Here is a 20,240-nt window from a genome sequence, read left to right as displayed (position 1 = left end):
ATGGCGCCATGACGGCTCCCAATCCCACCCTGCATTACATCTTCGATCCGCTCTGCGGCTGGTGCTACGGCGCCGCGCCGCTGCTGGCGTCCGCGCGCGCCATCGTCGGCCTGGACATCGCGCTCCACGGAGGCGGCATGATGGCGGGCGGCAACCGCCGGCCGGTGACCGAATCGCTGCGCCGCTACGTCATGCCGCACGACGAACGCATCGCCAGCCTGACGGGCCAGCCCTTCGGCGAGGACTACTTCAACGGGCTGTTGCGCGACACCGGCGCCGTGTTCGATTCCGAACCGCCCATCACGGCCATCCTGGCGGCGCAAGCGCTGGGCGGCCGCGGGCCGGATCTGCTCCAACGCATCCAGCGCGCGCACTACGTGCAAGGCCTGCGCGTCGCGGACCCCGCCGTGCTGTCGGCCCTGGCGGCCGATATCGGGCTGGACGGCGCGGCCTTCGACGCCGCCTACGCGGCGGTCCGGGGCGCTGAAACCGCGTCGCACATCGCGGCCAGCCGGCAGCTGCTGGCCCGGCTCGGAGGCACGGGCTTCCCCACCCTGGCGCTGGAACGCGGCGGCGCCTATGAACGGCTGGAGCCGTCCCGCTACCTGGGCCGCGCCGGGCAATGGCAGGCGGACCTGCGGGCCCGCATCGCCGCCTAGGGCCTGTTCACCCTAGGCCGCCAAGGCCAGCAGCACCCCATAGCCCGCCATCCCCAGGAGCACGGCGACACCCGTGTTGCCGACCAGCCGCGCCGCCACGGCGGTCACGACGAGACCTCCGGCGTATGGCCCGATCCGGGCGGCCTGCTCGCCGGCCTCCAGCAGATCGGGCACGATCACCGCAGCGGCGATCCCCGCCAGCAATGAAGGCCCGAGCGCGGCCAGCGCCGACCCCTCCCGCGACAGATGGCGCAGCAGGCGGCTGCGCTCGGACAGCATGAACGGCAGCGCGCGGGTCAGGTAGGTGATCACGGCCATGGCGACCACGGCGCCCCAGAAACCCAGGCCGTCGGTATTCATGCGGACCTCCTCAAGCGGTATGCGATGCAGCCGATGACGGCACCGGCCAGGATGGCGGCGCTGGTGTGCCCCATGGCGGCCACGACGCCGGCCCCGGCCACTGCGGCCACGATGGGCAGGCCCATGCCGCGCTTGGCGCTCTGGCAGACCAGGGCCATGAACAGCGCCGGCAGCGCGAAGCGCATCACCTGCGACAGCATCGGATAGTGGCGTTCCAGCCCGTCGCCGGCGTAGACGCCGACCGCGGTGCCGGCGATCCAGGTCAGCCAGGCGCCAAGCCCCAGCGCGGTCATCCAGCCCTGTCGGCGCGCGGGATCCACGGCCTGCAGGCGGTTGAACGCCGTGGCGAATACCTCGTCCGTCAGGAGGAACGCGATTTTCAGGCGGCCGCGCAGGCCGGCGGGCAGGAAACGGGAGAGCAGCGGGCCGTACAGCAGGTGGCGGGCATTGAGCAGCGAGCACAGCGCCACCACCCACAGCCATGGCGTGCCCGCCTTGATGGAGGCCAGCAGCAGGAACTGGCTGGCGCCGGCGTAGACCAGCACGGAGATCAGGACGACTTGCAGCGGCGCCAGGCCGGCCGCCATGCCGGCGATGCCGAAGGTCACGGCCACCGGGAAGTAGCCGATCATGACGGGCAGGCAGGATTTCAGGCCGTCGATGCGGGCGCCAGCGAGAGCGGGCGCCGGGGCGGATGAGGACTCCAAGGTTCTTTCGCTTGTTCGGTGTTGCGGCAAGCGCCTAGTTTACTCATCCGCCGGGCGCGGCTAGGTCTCGTCGGCGCCCAGCACGCGCAGTTGCGCCTTCAGGCGCCGGACCTCCTGGCTCAGGTCCAGGATCAGCGCCGCCGCGTCCAGGCTGGCGCCGAAATCCCGCTCCAGGCGCCGCGCGTCCAACGCGCGCTGCAGATCCACGCTGTAGAACCGCCAATCCGCCGGCCGGCGTCCGCTGGCATTGACGATGCCCACTTCGACCAGCCGGACGATCCATTCCACTTCCTGGCCGCAGGCGCGGGCCAGGTCGTCGGCGCTCAGGGGTTGCGTCTTGCCCACGACGGTGGCGCTGGTGATGACAAGCTTCTTCATGATCAGACCCCCATGTGGCGCCGCGGGTTGAAAGGCAGGTCCTGCTGCAGCTTCCGGTAGGCGGCCTTGGCGGCCTCGCTGTCGGCCGGCGGCAGCACGAGATCCAGCACCAGATACAGGTCGCCCGCCGGATCGCCCGGAATTCCGCGTCCGCGCAGCCGCAGCTTGCGGCCGTTGCCGGAACCCGGCGGGATGGTGACCTCGACGGTGCCGCCCGGGGTGGGCGACTTGACGCTGGCGCCCAGCGCGGCCTCCCAGGGCGCCACGGGCAGCGTCATGTACAGGTCGCGGCCGTCGACCCGGTACTGCGGATGCGGCTTGAAGCGGATCTCCAGGTAGAGGTCGCCGTTCTCGCCCCCGCCGTATCCGGGCATGCCCTGGCCCGCCAGGCGGATGAATTGCCCTTCCCGCACGCCGGCGGGGATCTTCACGCTGAGCGTGCGGGTCTGCATCTGCGGGCGGCCCTGGTCGTCGATCTTCATCGAACGCAGGCTGATGTCGCGCGTGGCGCCCTTGAGCGCGTCTTCCAGGTCCACTTCGATCGCGGCATGGTGGTCTTCGCCGCGCGCGCGGAACTCCTGCTGTTGCGCCCCGCCGTGGCGGCCACGGCCGCGGCCGCCGAACAGCGAGGAGAAGAACTCGCTGAACTGCGCCTCTTCGCCCGGGGCCGCGCCCCGATGAAACTCGAAGCCTTCGTCCCAGCCAGGCGGCGGCTGGAAGCCGCCCCCTGGCGACACGCCCTCGGCCAGATTGTCGTAGGCCAGGCGCTTTTCCTGGTCGCGCAGCACGTCGTAGGCTTCGTTGACGTCGCGCATGCGTGTTTCGGCGTCCTTTTCCTTGCTGACGTCGGGATGATATTTGCGGGCGAGCTTGCGGTAGGCGCGCCGGATCTCGTCTTCCGAAGCGCCCCGCTCCACCCCTAGAATGCCGTAATAGTCCTTGAACTCCATGTTCCGCCCTTTGCAAGGGTTGCGGCCGCCCTGGATCGCTCCTGGATTCGGCCTTGAATATCAAGAAGATAGGGGTTGCGGACCGTTTTTTCAATGCGCCTTGCCAAGCCGGGCGCATCGCGCATAATGTCCGGTTGCCGCGGCGGCCGCTGCCGCGCCGAACGAATACGAACGAACAGGAACGATCGTGCTGGAAATCATCGACGCCGACTTCAACGACCCCGAACACGGCCGCCAGGTGCTGGCCATGCTGGACGAATACGCCAGCGGCCCCATGGGCGGCGGCGCCCCGCTATCCGGCTACGCGCGGCAGCACCTCATCGCCGAGCTGGCCCGCCGCCCCACGGCCCACGCGCTGCTGGCCCGGGTCGACGGGGAGCCTGCCGGCGTGGCGATCTACCTCGAAGGCTTTTCCACCTTCGCCTGCCGCCCGCTGGTCAATCTGCATGACCTGGGCGTGTCTCCCCGGTTCCAGGGCCTGGGCGTGGGCAAGGCCCTGCTGTCCGCGCTCGAAGACCGGGCGCGCCGGCTCGGCTGCTGCAAGATCACGCTGGAAGTGCTGGAAGGCAATGCCGTCGCCCAAGGGCTGTACCGCAAGCTCGGCTTCGAAGGCTATGCGCTGGACGACGCCACCGGCCGCGCCATGTTCTGGCAGAAGAAGCTGCCGGCCTGAGCCGCGCGGTATCCATTTTTCGCCGGGCGGCTTCGCCCGGACCACAACGCAGGATCGACCATGAAAATGAACAATATCCCCTTCGGCACCACCGACTGGGCCGACGTGGAACGCACCGAACACGCCGGCGAAACCGGCATGGCCTATTGGCGGACCCGGCAGTTCGGCGATTTGCGGGTGCGGATGGTGGAATACACCCCCGGCTACCTGGCCGATCACTGGTGCAGCAAGGGGCACATTCTTTTCTGCCTGGAAGGCGAGCTGCACACCGAACTCGAGGACGGCCGGCAGTTCGTCCTGACACCCGGCATGAGCTACCAGGTCGCGGATCAGGCCGAGCCGCATCGTTCCTCCACCGCCACGGGGGCCAAGCTCTTCATCGTGGATTGACGCCCCCGCGCGACACGCGGGCGGCAGTTGCGTTACGCTTGACCCATGCGGGGCCTCGCGCCGCGACGCCCCGCCGCCTATCACCCGCCTGATCGGAGACCACACTTGGGCGCCCCGCTTACGCTATTCGTCGATTCCCTGTTTCTCAGCCCCTACGCCATGTCGGCCTACGTGGCGCTGACCGAAAAGCAGCTGCCGTTCGAGGTGCGCCCGATCGACCTCGAAGTCGGCGAGCAGCGCATGCAGCCCTACCAGGCGCGCGCGCTGACATCCAGGGTGCCCGCCTTGACGCACCAGGATTTCCACCTGACCGAATCCAGCGCCATCGCCGAATACCTGGACGAGGCCTTTCCCGCGCCTGGGCACACGGCCCTGTATCCGCGGGATCTCCGCGCGCGCGCCCGCGCCCGGCAATTGCAGGCCTGGCTGCGCAGCGACCTGGCCGCCCTGCGCCAGGAGCGCCCCACCGAAACCGTGTTCTATGGCGCCGCCGGGCAGCCGCTATCCGACGCCGCGCATGCCGCCGCGGCCAAGCTCGTGCGGGTGGCGGAAAGCCTGGTGGGCGGGGGCCGGGCCTGTCTGTTCGACGAATGGTGCATCGCGGACACGGACCTGGCGGTCATGCTCAAGCGCCTGTCCCAGGACGATCTGCCGGAACCCTTGCGCGCCTACGCCGACGGCCAGTGGCAGCGCCCATCGGTCCAGAAATGGCTGGAGCACAACGCCGCCGCCCGATCCTGATCCCGGCTCACTTGCGCGGAGGGCCCGATGCAGCTGCTGGACCATGTTTCCATCACCGTGCCCGACCTGGGTCCGGCCCGTCCCTTCTACGACGCCGTCATGCGGGCGCTGGGCGCCGACAAGGTCTATGACCGCCCCGATGCGCTCGGCTACGGCGAGCGCTGCGGCCCCGGCGGCAACCAGCATAGCTATCTATCCGTGTTCGCCACCGGCGCGGCCGTCGACACCGCCGCCGGCGCGCGCCGCCACTGGTGCTTCAAGGCGCCCAGCCGCGCCGCGGTGGACGCCTTCCATGCCGCCGGCCTGGCGCATGGCGGGCGCGACGAAGGCGCGCCGGGCCCGCGCGAACACTACCATCCGCAGTACTACGCCGCGTTCCTGCTGGACCCGGCCGGCAACCGGATCGAAGCCGTGTGCCACGATCCGGCGTGAACCCGCCAGCGCCAGCGGAACCGGAATGCAAATAGGGACGGGTAAAACCGGCCGGCTTGACGGAGATCAGCCCCTCTGATGTTGCAGCGCAACATCAGTTGCGGTGTAATGGTGAGGTCAACCTGGCCGGTTCCACTCGGGATCGGCCTGGCGGCTACCGCCGCCGGAAGCTACTACAAGGAGATCGCCATGGCCGGATCCGGCAACGATCGCGTCCCCGCGCCGTCCTTCAACCCCTGGACGGCCGCCTACGAATACGCAGTGGACGCCTGGCAGCGCGGCGTGCTTTACGCCGACGTCATGCGCCAGCGCGGCAATCAATATCACGAACACATGGCCAAGCGCGCGCCCAACGTGCTGAGCATGGAGTTCGAGCTGGTGCTGGACGGCCGCTGCCTGCCGCGCCCCGTCAACTACGGCCTGCTGCGCATCAAGCCGCCCGCGGGCGTGGAAACGGATCCGATCAAGCGCCCCTTCCTCGTCGTGGACCCGCGCGCCGGGCACGGCCCCGGCATCGGCGGCTTCAAGCCCGAAAGCGAAATCGGCGTGGCGGTGCGCGCCGGCCATCCCTGCTACTTCGCGACCTTCCTGCCGCAGCCCATGCCCACGCAGACCGTCGAAGACGTGATGATGGCCGAGGCCCGGTTCCTGGAAGAAATCATCGCCCTGCACCCCAATGCCGAAGGCAAGCCCGTGGTGGTCGCCAATTGCCAGGCGGGCTGGCAGATCATGATGACCGCCGCGGTCCGCCCCGAGCTCTTCGGCCCGATCATCGTCGCCGGCGCCCCCCTTTCCTATTGGGCCGGCTGGCGCGGCATGAACCCCATGCGCTATGCCGGCGGCCTGCTGGGCGGCAGCTGGCTCACGGCGATGACCAGCGACCTGGGCGACGGCAAGTTCGACGGCGCCTGGCTGGTGCAGAACTTCGAGAACCTCAATCCCGCGAACACGCTGTGGTCCAAGCAGTACAACCTGTACTCCAAGGTGGACACCGAATCCGCCCGCTACCTGAGCTTCGAGAAATGGTGGGGGGGCCACGTGTTCCTGAACGGCCCCGAGATCCAGTACATCGTCGACAACCTGTTCGTCGGCAACCGTCTGGCGACGGCCGGCCTGGTGACGTCCGACGGCATCCGCATCGACCTGCGCAACATCCGTTCGCCCATCGTGGTGTTCTGCTCCAAGGGCGACAACATCACGCCTCCGCCGCAGGCGCTGGGCTGGATCCCCGATCTCTACCAGGACGAGGCCGAAGTGCTGGCCCACGGCCAGACCATCGTCTACGCCGTGCACGAGAGCATCGGCCACCTGGGCATCTTCGTGTCCGGCAGCGTCGCCCGCAAGGAACACCAGGAGTTCACGTCGAACATCGACATGATCGACGTGCTGCCGCCGGGCATCTACCAGGCCGAGATCGCCGACAAGACGCCGGACACGCAGAACGCCGACCTGGCCTATGGCAACTACGTCCTGTCGTTCGAACAACGCAGCCTGGACGACGTGCGCGCCATCGTGGACCGCAAGGAAGAAGACGACCGCCGCTTCGCCGCCGTGGCCCGGATCTCCGACATCAACCTGGGCATGTACCGCAGCTTCGTGCAGCCCTGGGTGCGCGCCATGGTGACGCCGCAATCCGCGGAATGGGCGCAGCGCCTGCATCCCCTGCGCCTGCCCTATGAGCTGATCTCGGACCGCAACCCCGTGATCGCGCCGATCGCCCAGGTGGCGGAACAGGTGCGCGAACACCGCCAGCCCGTATCGCCCTCCAACCCGTTCCTGCTGGCGCAGGAAATGTTCTCCAACCTGATCGAGACCAGCCTGAACATCTGGCAGGAATTGCGCGATTCGGCGGACGAACGCACCTTCATGGGGGTCTACGGCTCGCCCCTGGTCCAGGACATGGCCGGGCTGGGCGCGCGTTCCGGCCCGCCGCGCAAGCACCCGGGCGTGTCGCCCGAGCATCATCGCTTCATGGAAGAGCGCGCGGCCGAACTGCGTTCCCTGCTGCAGGAAGGCGGCCTGCGCGTCGCCGCGATCCGGATGCTGTTGTACGTGTCCGGCGCCGAAGGCGGCCTGGACGAGCGCAGCTTCGCGCTGATCCGCAAGATGCGCGCGGAATCCGACAATGCCCTGACCCTGCAGGAATTCAAGGACGTCACCCGCGACCAGGCCCTGATGATGACGTTGGATTCGGCCGCCGCCATCCAGGCCATGCCGCGCCTGCTGGAAGACTCTCCGTCCGCCGCCATCCGCGAAACGCTGGACACCATGAAGCGCGTGCTGGAAGCCGCCGAACCGCTGAGCGAGGCCGCGCGCGAAAGCCTGGGCGAAATGGAACGGATCTTCGAATCCGCCGAGCGCCGCGCGCAGAAGCGCGAACAGGCGCTGGCGCCCGCGCCGGCCAGGACGGCGGCCCGCAGGCCCGCGCGGGCGGCCGCCTCCAAGACCCCGCAAGCCGCCGTCACGGCCAAGGCCGTGACGGCGGCCTCGCCCTCCGGCGCCAAGCGCGGCGCCGCCAAGGCTCCGGCGCGCGCCGCGCGCAAATCCACCAAGGCGGCCTCCTGATGACCCTGCCCGCGTCCACGCATTACGACAAGCTCATCGCCCGCGCCCAGACGCTGGCGCCCGCCCATTGCGCCATCGCCCACCCCTGCGACGAACCTTCGCTGTCCGCCGCCCTGCAGGCCCGGGATCTGGGGCTGCTGCAGCCGATCCTGGTGGGCCCCGAGCTCAAGATCCGCGCGACGGCCGCCCAGCACGGGCTGGAGCTGGGCAACGCCCGCATCGTCGACGCGCCGCACAGCCACGCGGCCGCCGAGAGCGCGGTCGCCCTGGTGCGCAGCGGAGAGGCCTCCCTGCTGATGAAGGGCAGCCTGCATACCGACGAGCTCATGCATGAAGTGGTGGCGCGCGACACCGGGCTGCGCAGCGGCCGGCGCATCAGCCACGTGTTCATCATGGAGGTTCCCACCTACGCGGAGCCGCTGTTCATTACCGATGCCGCCATCAACATCTTCCCCGACCTGGAAACCAAGGCCGACATCATCCGCAACGTGATCGACCTGCACCACGGCCTGGGCCTGGGCGAGCCTCGCGTGGCCATCCTGTCCGCGGTGGAACAGGTGACGCCCAGCATTCCGGGCACCATCGAGGCCGCGGCGCTGTGCAAGATGGCCGATCGCGGCCAGATAAGCGGCGGCCTGCTGGACGGCCCGCTGGCGCTGGACAACGCCATCAGCCCCGATGCCGCCCGCATCAAGGGCATCCGTTCTCCGGTCGCCGGGATCGCGCAGGTGCTGGTGGTGCCGGACCTGGAAGCCGGCAACATGCTGGCCAAGAACCTGACCTTCCTGGCCAATGCGGAAGCGGCGGGCATCGTGCTGGGCGCGCGCGTGCCCATCATCCTGACGAGCCGCGCCGACAGCCCGCGATCGCGCCTGGCCTCCTGCGCGGTGGCCGCCATCTACGCGCACCATCTCAGCCTGGAACAGGCCCGTCCGCTCGCCTGATGCCGGCCCCTATCCGCTGACCCGACTTGTCCCAATCCGGAATCACAGCGCCATGACCGACACCATCCTCGTCATCAACGCCGGCAGTTCCAGCATCAAGTTCTACCTGTACGACATCGACGGCGCGCAGGAACTGGCCCCTCGCCTGGGAGGCCAGCTCGAAGGCATCGGCACGCCTCACCCCAGGCTGCGGGTGCGCGACGCGGCGGGCCAGACCCTGGTGGAGCGCGAAATCTCGCCCAGCCACGCGCCCGACGTGCCCAACGCCCAGGAAGTGGTCGGCACCTGGCTGAGCGGCCACCTAGGCGGGGCGCCGCTGGCCGTGGGGCACCGCGTGGTGCACGGCGGCCCCGATCTGGCGGAGCCGGTCCTGGTGGACGACGACATCCTGGCCAAGCTCGACACCTTCACGCCGCTGGCGCCGCTGCACCAGCCGAACAACCTGGCGCCGATCCGCGTGATCCGCGAACGCCGGCCCTGGATTCCCCAGGTGGCGTGCTTCGACACCGCCTTCCACCGCAGCCACTCCGACCTGGCCGACCGCTACGCGCTGCCGGAGCGCCTGTACCAGGAGGGCGTGCGCCGCTATGGTTTCCACGGTCTGTCCTACGAATACATCGCGCAGCGCCTGCGCCAGGCGCTGCCGGACATCGCCATGGGCAAGATCATCGCCGCGCACCTGGGTTCGGGGGTGTCCGCCTGCGCCATGCACCACGGCAAGAGCGTGGACAGCACCATGGGGTTCACGGCGCTGGAAGGACTGCCCATGGGCACCCGCCCAGGCCGCCTGGATCCGGGCATCGTGCTCTGGATGATGGAACGCGGCATGAGCCACGACGAAATCGAGCACATGCTGTATCACGACTGCGGCATGAAGGGCCTGTCGGGCATCAGCAACGATATGCGCGAACTGCTGGCCAGCGAGGCGCCGTCGGCCCGGCTCGCGCTGCAGTATTTCGCGTGGCGCGTGGCCGAGGGCATGATCGGCCTGGCCTGCGCCATGAACGGCGTCGATGCCATCGTCTTCACCGCCGGCGTCGGCGAGAACTCCGCCGAAATCCGCCAGGCGATCAGCGAACATTGGGGCTGGCTGGGCATCAAGCTGGACCCGGAGCGCAACGGCCGCCACGGTCCGCGCATCTCCAGCGACGACAGCCGCATCGGCGTCTACGTGGTGCGCACCAATGAAGAATTGATCATCGCCCAGCATACGCTGGCGCTGGTGAAGCCGCGATGAGCCTGCAAAGGCCTTACGGGGTGAACAGGCCCTAGCCCAGCGTGGGCGGCGCCGCCTGGCGCCAGCGCTCGATGGCCTCGACCGCCTGCTCGGGGCTGCCGAAAATCTTGTCGCGCCCGATCTTCTTCACCAGGCCGGACCGTTCCAGCGCCGTGCGGAACTGGCCATGCCCGCCGGCGACCAGCAGGGTCATGCCGCGGGCGTCCAGTTCGCGCTTGAGTTCGTACAGGGCCTCGACCGCGTCGGCGTCGGCCTGGGTCATGGCCTCGGCGTCCAGCACGAACCACTGCGCGCCGGCCGCCTGGTCCATCACTTCGCGCGCGCGGCGGCGGAACGCGTCGGCATTGAAGAACCACACGGACGACTCGAAGAGCCAGATCACCGTCCCCGGCACCGGCTGCGCGTCGGGATTCAGGTGCAGCTTGCCCAACACCGATTCGCCGGGCAACCGGCCCAGCAGCGCATCGCGCGGATTGCCCGACACATACATCGCGTACAGCAGCGTGGCGCCCACCGACACCGCCACCCCCTGCAGCACGCCGAAACCGATGACGCCCACGGCCGCCAGGATGCCGAAGGCGAGTTCGATGCGCGAGATGCGGGCCAGGCGCAGGAAAGCCTTGCCGTCGAACAGGCTGACGGCTGCCAACAGCAAAATGGCCGACAGGACGGCTTGCGGCAGCCAGTAGAGCGGCGCGCTCAGCAGGCCCACCACGATCGCCAGCGCGGCCGCGGCGCTGACGCTGACCAGTGGCGACGATCCGCCAGCCACCAGCCCGACCGCGGTACGCGAATCGGCGCCGGTCACCACGAACCCCTGGAACAGGCCGGCCGCCACATTGGCCGCGCCGAAGCCCACCAGCTCGCGGTTGGGGTCGACGTGCTCGCCCGTGCGCGCGGCAAAGCTGCGCGCCGTCACGATGCCGCTGGAAAAACTCACGACGAGCACCCCGGCCGCGCCCATCAGGATGCCGTCCACGCCCTCCAGCCGCACCGGCAGGCTCAGCGACGGCAAGCCGGCGGGCACCTCGCCCACGACCGCGATGCCCAGGCCGGGAAAGTCGAAGATCCACGACACCAGGCAGGAGCCCGCCACCAGCAGAATGGGACCGGGCAGGTTCGGCCGCCTGCGCTTGAGCACCACCAGCAGCAGGCAGGACGCCACGCCCAGGATGAGCGTGGGGATCCGGATTTCGGGCAGGCGGCGCGACAGCTCGAGGAAAGGATGCACCAGGCCGCTGTTGCGCAGCCCCACTCCCGTCAGGCCGCTCAGTTGGGAAATGGCCAGGGTGACCGCCACCCCGGCCATATAGCCGATGAGGACGGGGCGCGACAGCAGGTTGGCCAGCACGCCCAGGCGCAGGACGCGGGCGATCAGGCAGCCGGCGCCCACGGTCAGGGCGATGCCCGTCGCCGCCACCAGGCGGTCTTCGGGCATGCTGAGCGCCATCCCGGTGAGGGTGGCCGCGATCAGGGTGCAGGTCGCCGTGTCGGGCCCGACGATCAGCGTGCGCGAGGAGCCGAACACCGCGTAGCCCAGCATGCCGGCGATGGCGGCCCACAGGCCCGCGACAGGCGGCACTCCCATCATGGCGGCATAGGCCAGCCCCACCGGCAGCGCCACGGCCGCCACGCTCAGCCCGGCCAGGACGTCGCGCCGCGCCGATTCCCGGGTGATGCCCCGGAGGTTGTTCAGGCCAGGAAACAGGCGTAGGTTCATGATGCTGCGGGCGTATCGGGGTAGCGGGATTCCGCAAGGCGCGCGGAGTGTGCGCCAAGCCTACACCAAGCCCGCGCGTTGCAGATGCGCCGGATCGGGCCGCCGCGATGAATATTCCTTAAGGGAATCAACTTTCTTCAATATTTATCCCTTTTCGGAAGCGAGATCATTGCGTAGAGTCGCCTGCATAAGAAAAGCGGCGCTCCGCCGCATCCGTAGACCAAATCGGCCCCCGCCCGCGCAAGCGCATCCGGCGGACCACGGGCCCGCACTCCTGGAGACCCCATGCACATCGCCTTCCTGCGCCGCGCCGGCGGCGCGCTCGCGCTGGCCGCGCTGGCCGCCGCCATCGCCCCCGCCGCTTCCGCGCAACCCTACCCGGACCGTCCGATCAAGCTGGTCGTGCCATGGCCGCCGGGCGGCGCCACCGACGCGCTGGGCCGCATGCTGGCGCAGCGCCTGACCGAGAAGCTGGGCCAGACCGTCATCGTGGACAACAAGGCCGGCGCGGGCGGCAATATCGGCACCGCCGCCTTCGTGCGCGAAAAGGCCGATGGCTACACGCTGCTGATGGCCACCAGCTCCACCAACGCCGCCAACCCCCACCTTTATTCGCGGCTAGGCTTCGACCCGGCCAAGGATTTCGCGCCGGTCGCCTTCGTGGCCGAAATTCCCAACATCCTGGAAGTGCCCAGGAAATCGAGTTTCCGCTCTGCCGCCGACCTGATCGCCGCGGCGAAGGCCGAGCCCGGCAAGCTGAACTATGGTTCCGGCGGCGTCGGCTCATCGCAGCACCTGGCGGGCTCGATGTTCAAGCACCTGACTGGCGTCGACGTGCTGCACATTCCGTACAAAGGCAGCGGCCCGGCGGTGTCGGACCTGATGGCGGGCCAGGTGGACATGATGCTGGACACCGGCTCCCTGGCCCAGGTACAGGCCGGCGCCTTGCGCGCGCTGGCCGTCGCCTCGCGCCAGCGGCTGCCCGCGTTGCCGGACGTGCCCACCTTCGCCGAGGCGGGCGTGCCCGGCATGTATGCATCCGCCTGGTACGGCATCGTGGCGCCCGCCGGCACGCCGGCTGACGTGGTCCAGCGCCTGAACAAGGAAATCAACGCCGCGGTCGCCGATCCCGCGATGAAGAAACGGATGGAAGGCATGGGCGCGCTGGTGCCGGACGGCCAGACGCCCGAAGCCTTCGGCGCGTTCATACAGTCGGAGATCGCGCGCTATGCGGACATCGTGAAGATGTCCGGCGCGAAGATGGAGTGATGAAGGATTGCGCCGCGCCCAAGCGAGGCAGCTAGCCCCGCAGGGACGCGGCGTGGGGGCTCCCTCACCCCGCGCGTTCTTCCAGCACGGCCACGGCGGGCAGGGTCTTGCCTTCCAGGAACTCCAGGAACGCGCCGCCGCCGGTCGAGATGTAGCCGACCTGCTCGCTGATGCCGTACTTGGCGATGGCGGCCAGCGTGTCGCCGCCGCCGGCGATCGAGAAGCCTTCCGATTCGGCGATGGCGCGCGCCACCACTTCCGTGCCGTTGGCGAACTGATCGAATTCGAACACGCCCACCGGGCCATTCCAGACGATGGTGCCGGCCTTCTTCAGGATCTCGGCCAGTTGCGCCGCGGTCTTGGGACCGATGTCCAGGATCATGTCGTCGTCGGCCACCTCGCCGGCGGCCTTGACGGTCGCCTCGGCGTCCGCGCCGAAGGACTTGGCGCACACCACGTCGACGGGGATCGGCACCGCCGCGCCGCGCTGCTTCATGATGTCGATCACGGCGCGCGCCTGGTCGACCTGGTCGGGCTCGGCCAGCGATTTGCCGATAGACAGCCCGGCCGCCAGCATGAAGGTGTTGGCGATGCCGCCGCCCACGACCAGCTGGTCGACCTTGTCGGCCAGCGATTGCAGGATGGACAGCTTAGTCGACACCTTGGAGCCGCCCACGATGGCGACGAGCGGGCGCTTCGGCTCGTTCAGGGCACGGCCCAGCGCTTCCAGCTCGGCTTCCAGCAAGGGGCCGGCGCAGGCCACGGGCGCGAAGCGCGCGATGCCGTGCGTGGTGGCCTCGGCCCGGTGGGCCGTGCCGAACGCGTCATTGACATAGACGTCGCACAGCGCGGCCATCTTCCTGGCCAGCGCCTCGTCATCCTTCTTTTCGCCGACGTTCACGCGGCAGTTTTCGAGCAGCACGACCTGCCCGTGATCGACCTGGACGCCGTCGACCCAGTCGCGCACGAGTTGCACGGGCATGCCCAGCAGCTCGGACAGGCGCTGGCCGACCTTGGCCAGCGAGTCGGCGTCGGTCAGCACGCCTTCCTTCGGACGGCCGAGGTGGGAGGTGACCATGACGGCGGCGCCGGCATCCAGCGCCAGGCGGATACCGGGCACCGAGGCGCGGATGCGGGTGTCTTCGCTGATGCGGCCGGCGTCGTCGAACGGCACGTTCAGGTCGGCGCGGATGAACACGCGCTTGCCGGACAGGGCGCCGGACTTGGCCAGCGCGGACAGAGTGTTGACCTTGGACATATTTGGATTCCTACGATGGGCGTACAAAGGGGACGAACCCATTTTCCGCATGCGCGGAAAACAAATCCGTCCCCTCTATGGACTAGCCGTGTTGCTTACTTGGCCGACATCAGCGCGACGGTGGTGTCGAGCATGCGGTTCGAGAAGCCCCACTCGTTGTCGTACCAGGACGAGACCTTGACCAGGCGGCCCGAGACCTTGGTCAGCGACGCGTCAACGGTGCTGGAGGCCGGGTTGTGGTTGTAGTCCACCGAGACCAGGGGTTCGGTGTTGTAGTCCAGGATGCCCTTGAGCTCGCCTTCCGAGGCGGCCTTCAGGATGCCGTTCACTTCTTCGGCGGTCGTGTCGCGGCTGGCCACGAACGACAGGTCGACCAGCGACACGTTGATGGTCGGGACGCGGATGGCGTAGCCGTCCAGCTTGCCGTTCAGTTCCGGCAGGACCAGGCCCACGGCGGCGGCGGCGCCGGTCTTCGTGGGGATCATGCTCATCGTGGCCGAACGCGCGCGGCGCAGGTCTTCGTGGTAGACGTCGGTCAGGACCTGGTCGTTGGTGTAGGCGTGAACGGTCGTCATCAGGCCGTTTTCCAGGCCCAGCTTGTCGTTCAGCGGCTTGACCAGCGGGGCCAGGCAGTTGGTGGTGCACGACGCGTTCGAGATGACCGTGTCGGTCGACTTGAGCACATTGTGGTTCACGCCGTAGACGATGGTGGCGTCCACGTCCTTGCCGCCCGGGGCCGAGATGATGACCTTCTTGGCGCCGCCCTTGATGTGCGCGCCAGCCTTTTCCTTGGTCGTGAAGAAGCCCGTGCACTCCAGCACCACGTCGACCTTCAGCTCGCCCCAGGGCAGTTCGGCCGGGTTGCGGTTGGCCAGCACGCGGATCTTGTCGCCGTTGACGACCATGAAGTCGCCGTCGACTTCGACGGTGCCCGGGAACTTGCCGTGGGCGGTGTCGTAGCGCGTCAGGTGCGCGTTCGTCTTGGGATCGCCCAGGTCGTTGATGGCGACGATTTCGATATCGTGCTTCTTGCCACCTTCGTAGTGGGCACGCAGGATGTTGCGGCCGATGCGACCGTAACCGTTGATGGCGACGCGAATGGTCATGACTAAGCTCCTTTTTTACAAAACTTGCTTGACGGTCTCGGCCACCTTGTCGGCGGTCAGCCCGAAGAACTTGAACAGGGCGCCGGCCGGCGCGGACTCGCCGTAGCGGTCGATGCCGACCACGGCGCCTTCCAGGCCCACGTACTTGTGCCAGAAGGCGGTGACGCCGGCCTCGACGGCCACGCGCGGCAGGCCCTTGGGCAGCACGGACTGCTTCCAGGCGGCGTCCTGGCGGTCGAACACGTCGGTGCTGGGCATGGAGACCACGCGCACGGCGATGCCCTCCTTGGCCAGCAACGCCTGCGCGTCCAGCGCGATGGCGACTTCCGAGCCGGTGGCGATGATGACGGCGCGCGCGCCTTCGGCGTCGCGCAGCACATAGCCCCCGCGGGCGATGGCTTCGACGGTGGCGGCGTCGCGCTGCACGAACGGCAGGTTCTGGCGCGACAGCAGCAGGGCCGTCGGGCCGCCATCATGCACGTCCATGCCGATGCTGGTCGGGCGCGTCACGGCCGCGTTCCAGGCCACGGCGGTTTCGGCGGTATCGCACGGGCGCCACAGCGACAGGTTGGGGATCAGGCGCAGGCTGGCGGCGTGTTCGATGGACTGGTGGGTGGGGCCGTCTTCGCCCAGGCCGATCGAGTCGTGGGTGAACACGTGCACCACGCGCTGCTTCATCAGCGCGGCCATGCGGATGGCGTTGCGCGAGTAGTCGGAGAAGGTCAGGAACGTGCCGCCGAACGGCAGGTAGCCGCCATGCAGCGCCACGCCGTTCATGATGGCGGCCATGCCGAATTCGCGCACGCCGTAGTTGATGTGGCGGCCGAACTGGATGCCCTGCTCGCCCGCGCGGACGGCGGCGACGCCCTTCCAGTCGGTGAAGTTGGAGCCGGTCAGGTCGGCCGAGCCGCCCAGCATTTCCGGCAGCGCGGCGGCCAGCGCCGTGATGGCGAACTGCGAAGCCTTGCGGGTAGCCACGGTTTCGGCCTTTTCCAGCGTGGCGTTCAGGAACGCCTGGAACTGATCGGCGTAGCCGGCGGGCAGTTCGCCCTTCATGCGGCGCGCGAACTCGGCGGCCTCGGCGGGGAATTCGGCGGCATAGGCGTCGAAGGCGGATTGCCACTCGGCCTGGGCCGCGGCGCCCTTCTGGCGGCCGTCCCAGCCGTTGTAGACGTCTTGCGGAATCTGGAAGGGTTCCGAAGACCAGCCCAGCGCGGCGCGGGTAGCGGCGATCTCGTCCTTGCCCAGCGGCGCGCCGTGCACGTTGTGCGTGCCCGCCATGTTGGGCGAGCCCTTGCCGATGACGGTGCGGCAGACGATGAGCGTGGGCTTGGCGGACTGCGACTTGGCCTGCCTGATGGCCGCGTCGACGGCGGCGACGTCATGGCCGTCCACGCCGCGGATCACGTTCCAGCCGTAGCCTTCGAAGCGCTTGGCGGTGTCGTCGGCGAACCAGTGCTCGACGTGGCCGTCGATGGAAATGCCGTTGTCGTCATACAGCACGACCAGCTTGCCCAGCTTCAGCGTGCCGGCCAGCGAGCACACTTCGTGGGAGATGCCTTCCATCAGGCAGCCGTCGCCGGTGAAGGCGTAGGTGTGGTGGTCGACGATGGTGTGGCCGGGCTTGTTGAACTCGGCGGCCAGCAGCGCTTCCGCCAGCGCCATGCCCACGGCATTGCCCAGGCCCTGGCCCAAAGGGCCGGTGGTGGTTTCCACGCCCGGCGTGATGCCCACTTCGGGGTGGCCCGGCGTCTTGGAGTGCAGCTGGCGGAAATTCTTCAGTTCTTCGATGGGCAGGTCGTAGCCCGTCAGGTGCAGCAGGGCGTAGATCAGCATCGAGCCGTGGCCGTTGGACAGCACGAAGCGGTCGCGGTTGGCCCAGGCGGGATCCTTGGGGTTGTGGCGCAGGTTGCCGATCCAGAGGGCCTGGGCGATTTCCGCCATGCCCATGGGAGCGCCCGGGTGCCCGGAGTTCGCTTGTTGCACGGCATCCATCGCGAGGGCGCGGATGGCATCCGCCAAGGCAAGTTTAGGGGCGGTCGGATTGCTCATTCGGAAGGCTCTTTGAAGCTGGCATGCCTAGAGAAAATAGGGCCAGTTAAGTAGGTTGCGAAGCAAGGGATTTTAGCATCCAGGGGTTTCCCTCAGGCCATCGGCCGAAAGGCCGGTCCGGCAGCGGCTTCCGACGGCATAATAAGGTCCCCGCGCCGCCCCCGCCGCGCGGGCCTGCAGCCACTCTTTGCCATAACGCAACGCCCATGTCCGCCCCCCGCTTCTTTTGCGAAATCCCCCTCGCCGCCGGCACCCGCGTGCCCCTGCCGGATGCCCTTGCCCACCACGCGCTGCGGGTGCTCCGCCTGCGCGACGGCGAGGCCCTCACGCTGTTCAACGGCCGCGGCGGCGAATATCCCGCGGTGCTGGAGGTGGAAGGCAAGGCCGGCTATGCCCGCTTGGGCGACTTTTCGCCCCGCGAGGCCGAGCTGGCCGGCAGCGTCACCCTGGTCCAGGGGCTGCCATCCGGGGACAAGATGGACTGGGTCGTCGAGAAGGCCGTGGAACTGGGAGCTGCGCGGGTCTGCCCGGTCGCGGCGCAGCGCAGCGTATTGCAATTGTCGGGGCTGCGGCTCGAAAAACGCGTGGCGCACTGGCAGCGCATCGCGCAGTCCGCCAGCGAACAATGCGGCCGCAACCGGCTGATGGCCGTGGACGCGCCCCGCACGCTGGCGGAATGGCTGGCGCAGCCGGAGGCCGGGCTGCGCCTGATGTGCCATCCGGAAGCGCAGGACGATCTTGCCGCCCGGCTGCGGTCCGCCCCCGGCCTGCAGGCGCTGACCCTGCTGGTGGGTCCGGAAGGCGGATGGTCCGACAGGGAATTGGCGCTGGCCCGCGAGGCCGGGGTTCAGGCCGTGCGCTTCGGCCCCCGGGTGCTGCGCACCGAGACAGCCGGGCTGGCCCTGCTATCGGCCGCCAGCGCCCTGCTGGGCTGGTAGGCCGCTCAGCTATTTTCGCCGTAGGGCGCGGCGGCGACTCCCGGCTCGGGATCGGGATGCTTGCCGGCGTGCTCGATGACGTACGCAAAGACGCGGCCGTTCTCGCGCGCAAAATCGGACGCATCGGAGCAGACGGTTTCAATGAGGGCGGCGTCTTCTTCCAGCGCCGGATCTCCGGAATGCAGCTTGTACAGCCACAGCACCACGCCGATCTTGTGGTCCAGCACCGTGTCGCAGAGGCAGTCGTACAGCGCGTCGAGATTGCCGCCGAAGTACTCGGGAAAGTCCACCGCCTTGACGATGGCGCGCAACACCGCCGAACGGCTGCGGGCAGGATCGCAGTTGGCGACGAACAGGGGCAGGCCGAGCTCATGCGCGGCGTCCACCACGGCCTTTTTATCCAGCCCTTCGCCGGCCAGCGCACCGCCGCGCAGCAGCTGCCGCTGCAAAGTAGATTGGCCATTGCGCGTCATGCCTGAGCCTCCTTGAAAAAGGCGATCACTTCGTCGTTACGCTGCATCGTATCGGCATAACCCAGTTCAATCAATCGCTTGGTGTAGCTGGATTCGAACAGGAGGTAGGACATCAGCGATCCGCCCCCCGGACGGCTTGGATCGGACGATACACCGAGTACGCGGAAAAGGGCACGGGCCTGGGCCGGCATGTCCTGCAAATGCTCCAGCGCCATCAGGTCCAGCGACTGGCTGGGAGTGATCGTCAGGACGTCGATGCGGCGCACGCCGGTGGTGGAATCGCCCTCTCCGGTCAAGGCCATCAAGGAGTTCATCCGCTGCAGGCGCTCGACGTCGATCGACAGGCCGTCCAGGAATATGCTGGCCAGCGCATGTCCGCCCACCTGGGCCAGGGACGGATAAGGCGGAGAGTCCTCGCGGTTCTCGGGATGAGTGTCGTCCCGGAAGCCGGTGCCGATCACCAGCACCCGATGCGCGCCCAGGTGTATGGCGGGGCTGATCGGCGCGAGCTGGCGCATCGAGCCGTCGCCGCACCACTCGCCCTTGCCGTGCACCTGCACCTGCCGGGCGGGGAAGACGAAGGGGATGGCGGACGACGCCATCAGGTGATCGATGCCGATCGGCGTGGGAATGGCCAGGCGCAGATAGCGGTGCCAGGGCTCGATGGGCGTATGCGCCTGATAGAAGGTCAAGTGCTCGCCGCTGGTATAGCCAGAGGCCGTGATCGCCAGCGCGGACAGGGCGCCGCTCTCCAGGTTGGACCTCAAGTGCTGAAAATCCAGCACCCGGCCCAGCAGGGCCTCCATGGGACTGTTGTCCAGCAGGGACGTAGGCCGCTTGCGCGTCAGCCCCGAATACATCCAGCCCAGCGACAGCAGGCCCAGCCAGCGGCCGCCGGTGCGTAGCATGCCGGGGGTGTCGGCCCGGTAGATCATGTCGGTATTCAGCGAGGACCACAGGCGCCGGATGCGCCTCACTCCCAGATGCGGCCGGTCTGCCCGGCACGCCAGCGCCGCGGCGTTGATGGCGCCCGCCGAGGTGCCGCAGATGATGTGGAACGGATTCTGGAAACGGGAATGCCAGTCCGGATCCAGCAGTTCCATGATGGCGCTGAGCACGCCCACCTGGTAGGCGGCGCGGGCGCCGCCTCCGGTCAGGACCAGGCCGGTCGGCGTGCGCGGGCACGCCGGACCGGCCGGCCTTACTTCAACGCGGTGTGTTGACATCGACGACCGTCATCGCGGTCATGTTGACGATGCGGCGCACGGTGGAGCTGGAGGTCAAGATGTGCACGGGCGCGTTCGCGCCCAGCAGGAACGGACCCACCGCCACGTTGCCGCCCGCCGCCGTCTTGAGCAGGTTGTAGGCAATGTTGCCGGAATCCACGT

General features: G+C 68.6%; 21 protein-coding genes. 10 read left to right on the top strand and 11 right to left on the bottom strand.

Features of this window, described 5'->3' with window-relative positions; translation table 11 throughout:
• The first annotated feature begins 8 nt into the window (after window positions 1–8).
• Complete coding sequence (locus tag ACN6PJ_RS21765) at window positions 9–659, top strand: DsbA family protein (protein WP_427997889.1); 651 nt, start codon at window positions 9–11, stop codon at window positions 657–659.
• Between the two features lie 12 nt (window positions 660–671).
• Here ACN6PJ_RS21765 and ACN6PJ_RS21760 read toward each other — a convergent pair whose 3' ends face one another.
• The 4 genes from ACN6PJ_RS21760 to ACN6PJ_RS21745 are packed head-to-tail and all read right to left on the bottom strand — an operon-like array spanning window position 672 to window position 3,054.
• Window positions 672–1,019, bottom strand: coding sequence for an AzlD domain-containing protein (locus ACN6PJ_RS21760; RefSeq protein WP_427997888.1), 348 nt, complete (start codon window positions 1,017–1,019; stop codon window positions 672–674).
• Window positions 1,016–1,726 carry an AzlC family ABC transporter permease gene (locus ACN6PJ_RS21755; RefSeq protein ID WP_427997887.1) on the bottom strand — a complete coding sequence of 237 codons (711 nt, stop codon included), beginning with the start codon at window positions 1,724–1,726 and terminating at the stop codon, window positions 1,016–1,018. The genes ACN6PJ_RS21760 and ACN6PJ_RS21755 overlap by 4 nt, the downstream gene beginning before the upstream one ends.
• Window positions 1,727–1,786: 60 nt before the next feature.
• Complete coding sequence (locus tag ACN6PJ_RS21750; RefSeq protein WP_043545986.1) at window positions 1,787–2,104, bottom strand: chaperone modulator CbpM; 318 nt, start codon at window positions 2,102–2,104, stop codon at window positions 1,787–1,789.
• Window positions 2,105–2,106: 2 nt separating this feature from the next.
• Window positions 2,107–3,054, bottom strand: a complete 948-nt coding sequence (locus tag ACN6PJ_RS21745; RefSeq protein WP_427997886.1) for a DnaJ C-terminal domain-containing protein — start codon at window positions 3,052–3,054, stop codon at window positions 2,107–2,109.
• Window positions 3,055–3,241: 187 nt separating this feature from the next.
• Between ACN6PJ_RS21745 and ACN6PJ_RS21740 the strand changes: the two genes are divergently transcribed.
• The 7 genes from ACN6PJ_RS21740 (at window position 3,242) to ACN6PJ_RS21710 (ending at window position 10,036) form a co-directional block, all read left to right on the top strand.
• Window positions 3,242–3,727: an N-acetyltransferase family protein gene (locus ACN6PJ_RS21740; RefSeq protein WP_427997885.1), complete on the top strand. Its 486-nt coding sequence runs from the start codon at window positions 3,242–3,244 to the stop codon at window positions 3,725–3,727.
• Window positions 3,728–3,787: 60 nt separating this feature from the next.
• Complete coding sequence (locus ACN6PJ_RS21735) at window positions 3,788–4,117, top strand: DHCW motif cupin fold protein (RefSeq protein WP_427997884.1); 330 nt, start codon at window positions 3,788–3,790, stop codon at window positions 4,115–4,117.
• A 105-nt stretch (window positions 4,118–4,222) separates the two neighbouring features.
• The gene (gene yfcF, locus ACN6PJ_RS21730) at window positions 4,223–4,858 is read left to right on the top strand and encodes a glutathione transferase (protein WP_427997883.1); all 636 of its coding nucleotides are present in this window, start codon (window positions 4,223–4,225) and stop codon (window positions 4,856–4,858) included.
• Between the two features lie 27 nt (window positions 4,859–4,885).
• Window positions 4,886–5,290: a VOC family protein gene (locus ACN6PJ_RS21725; RefSeq protein WP_427997882.1), complete on the top strand. Its 405-nt coding sequence runs from the start codon at window positions 4,886–4,888 to the stop codon at window positions 5,288–5,290.
• Window positions 5,291–5,479: 189 nt separating this feature from the next.
• Window positions 5,480–7,855, top strand: a complete 2,376-nt coding sequence (locus ACN6PJ_RS21720; protein ID WP_427997963.1) for a DUF3141 domain-containing protein — start codon at window positions 5,480–5,482, stop codon at window positions 7,853–7,855.
• Complete coding sequence (locus tag ACN6PJ_RS21715) at window positions 7,855–8,799, top strand: phosphate acetyltransferase (protein WP_427997881.1); 945 nt, start codon at window positions 7,855–7,857, stop codon at window positions 8,797–8,799. The genes ACN6PJ_RS21720 and ACN6PJ_RS21715 overlap by 1 nt, the downstream gene beginning before the upstream one ends.
• Window positions 8,800–8,851: 52 nt before the next feature.
• The gene (locus tag ACN6PJ_RS21710; RefSeq protein WP_427997880.1) at window positions 8,852–10,036 is read left to right on the top strand and encodes an acetate/propionate family kinase; all 1,185 of its coding nucleotides are present in this window, start codon (window positions 8,852–8,854) and stop codon (window positions 10,034–10,036) included.
• Window positions 10,037–10,067: 31 nt separating this feature from the next.
• Here ACN6PJ_RS21710 and ACN6PJ_RS21705 read toward each other — a convergent pair whose 3' ends face one another.
• Window positions 10,068–11,756, bottom strand: a complete 1,689-nt coding sequence (locus tag ACN6PJ_RS21705; RefSeq protein WP_427997879.1) for a SulP family inorganic anion transporter — start codon at window positions 11,754–11,756, stop codon at window positions 10,068–10,070.
• Window positions 11,757–12,041: 285 nt separating this feature from the next.
• Here ACN6PJ_RS21705 and ACN6PJ_RS21700 point away from each other — a divergent pair, with 285 nt between their 5' ends.
• On the top strand, window positions 12,042–13,025 hold the full coding sequence (locus ACN6PJ_RS21700) for a Bug family tripartite tricarboxylate transporter substrate binding protein (protein WP_427997878.1): 984 nt from the start codon (window positions 12,042–12,044) through the stop codon (window positions 13,023–13,025).
• 64 nt (window positions 13,026–13,089) lie between these two features.
• Here the strand turns inward: ACN6PJ_RS21700 and ACN6PJ_RS21695 are convergent, their stop codons facing one another.
• From ACN6PJ_RS21695 to tkt, 3 genes are all read right to left on the bottom strand, one after another.
• Entirely contained in the window at window positions 13,090–14,283 is a 1,194-nt protein-coding gene (locus tag ACN6PJ_RS21695; RefSeq protein ID WP_427997877.1) for a phosphoglycerate kinase, read from the bottom strand.
• Window positions 14,284–14,378: 95 nt separating this feature from the next.
• Window positions 14,379–15,389, bottom strand: coding sequence for a type I glyceraldehyde-3-phosphate dehydrogenase (gene gap / locus ACN6PJ_RS21690; RefSeq protein WP_427997876.1), 1,011 nt, complete (start codon window positions 15,387–15,389; stop codon window positions 14,379–14,381).
• 15 nt (window positions 15,390–15,404) lie between these two features.
• Window positions 15,405–17,441 carry a transketolase gene (gene tkt / locus ACN6PJ_RS21685; protein WP_427997875.1) on the bottom strand — a complete coding sequence of 679 codons (2,037 nt, stop codon included), beginning with the start codon at window positions 17,439–17,441 and terminating at the stop codon, window positions 15,405–15,407.
• 206 nt (window positions 17,442–17,647) lie between these two features.
• Between tkt and ACN6PJ_RS21680 the strand changes: the two genes are divergently transcribed.
• Window positions 17,648–18,379, top strand: a complete 732-nt coding sequence (locus ACN6PJ_RS21680) for a 16S rRNA (uracil(1498)-N(3))-methyltransferase (RefSeq protein ID WP_427997874.1) — start codon at window positions 17,648–17,650, stop codon at window positions 18,377–18,379.
• Between the two features lie 5 nt (window positions 18,380–18,384).
• Here ACN6PJ_RS21680 and ACN6PJ_RS21675 read toward each other — a convergent pair whose 3' ends face one another.
• The 3 genes from ACN6PJ_RS21675 to ACN6PJ_RS21665 form a co-directional block, all read right to left on the bottom strand.
• Window positions 18,385–18,852, bottom strand: a complete 468-nt coding sequence (locus ACN6PJ_RS21675) for a barstar family protein (RefSeq protein ID WP_427997873.1) — start codon at window positions 18,850–18,852, stop codon at window positions 18,385–18,387.
• Entirely contained in the window at window positions 18,849–20,078 is a 1,230-nt protein-coding gene (locus ACN6PJ_RS21670) for a patatin-like phospholipase family protein (protein ID WP_427997872.1), read from the bottom strand. Before ACN6PJ_RS21670 ends, ACN6PJ_RS21675 begins: the two co-directional genes overlap by 4 nt.
• Window positions 20,059–20,240, bottom strand: a 182-nt coding sequence (locus ACN6PJ_RS21665; protein WP_427997871.1) for a phosphate acyltransferase, incomplete at its 5' end; no start/stop codon positions are given. The genes ACN6PJ_RS21665 and ACN6PJ_RS21670, both read right to left, overlap by 20 nt.

The organism is Achromobacter sp. (genome assembly GCF_050285585.1).
Taxonomy (GTDB): Bacteria; Pseudomonadota; Gammaproteobacteria; order Burkholderiales; family Burkholderiaceae_B; genus Achromobacter.
Note: the sequence above shows the minus strand (reverse complement) of the source record. Positions and strands in the feature narration are given on the sequence as shown.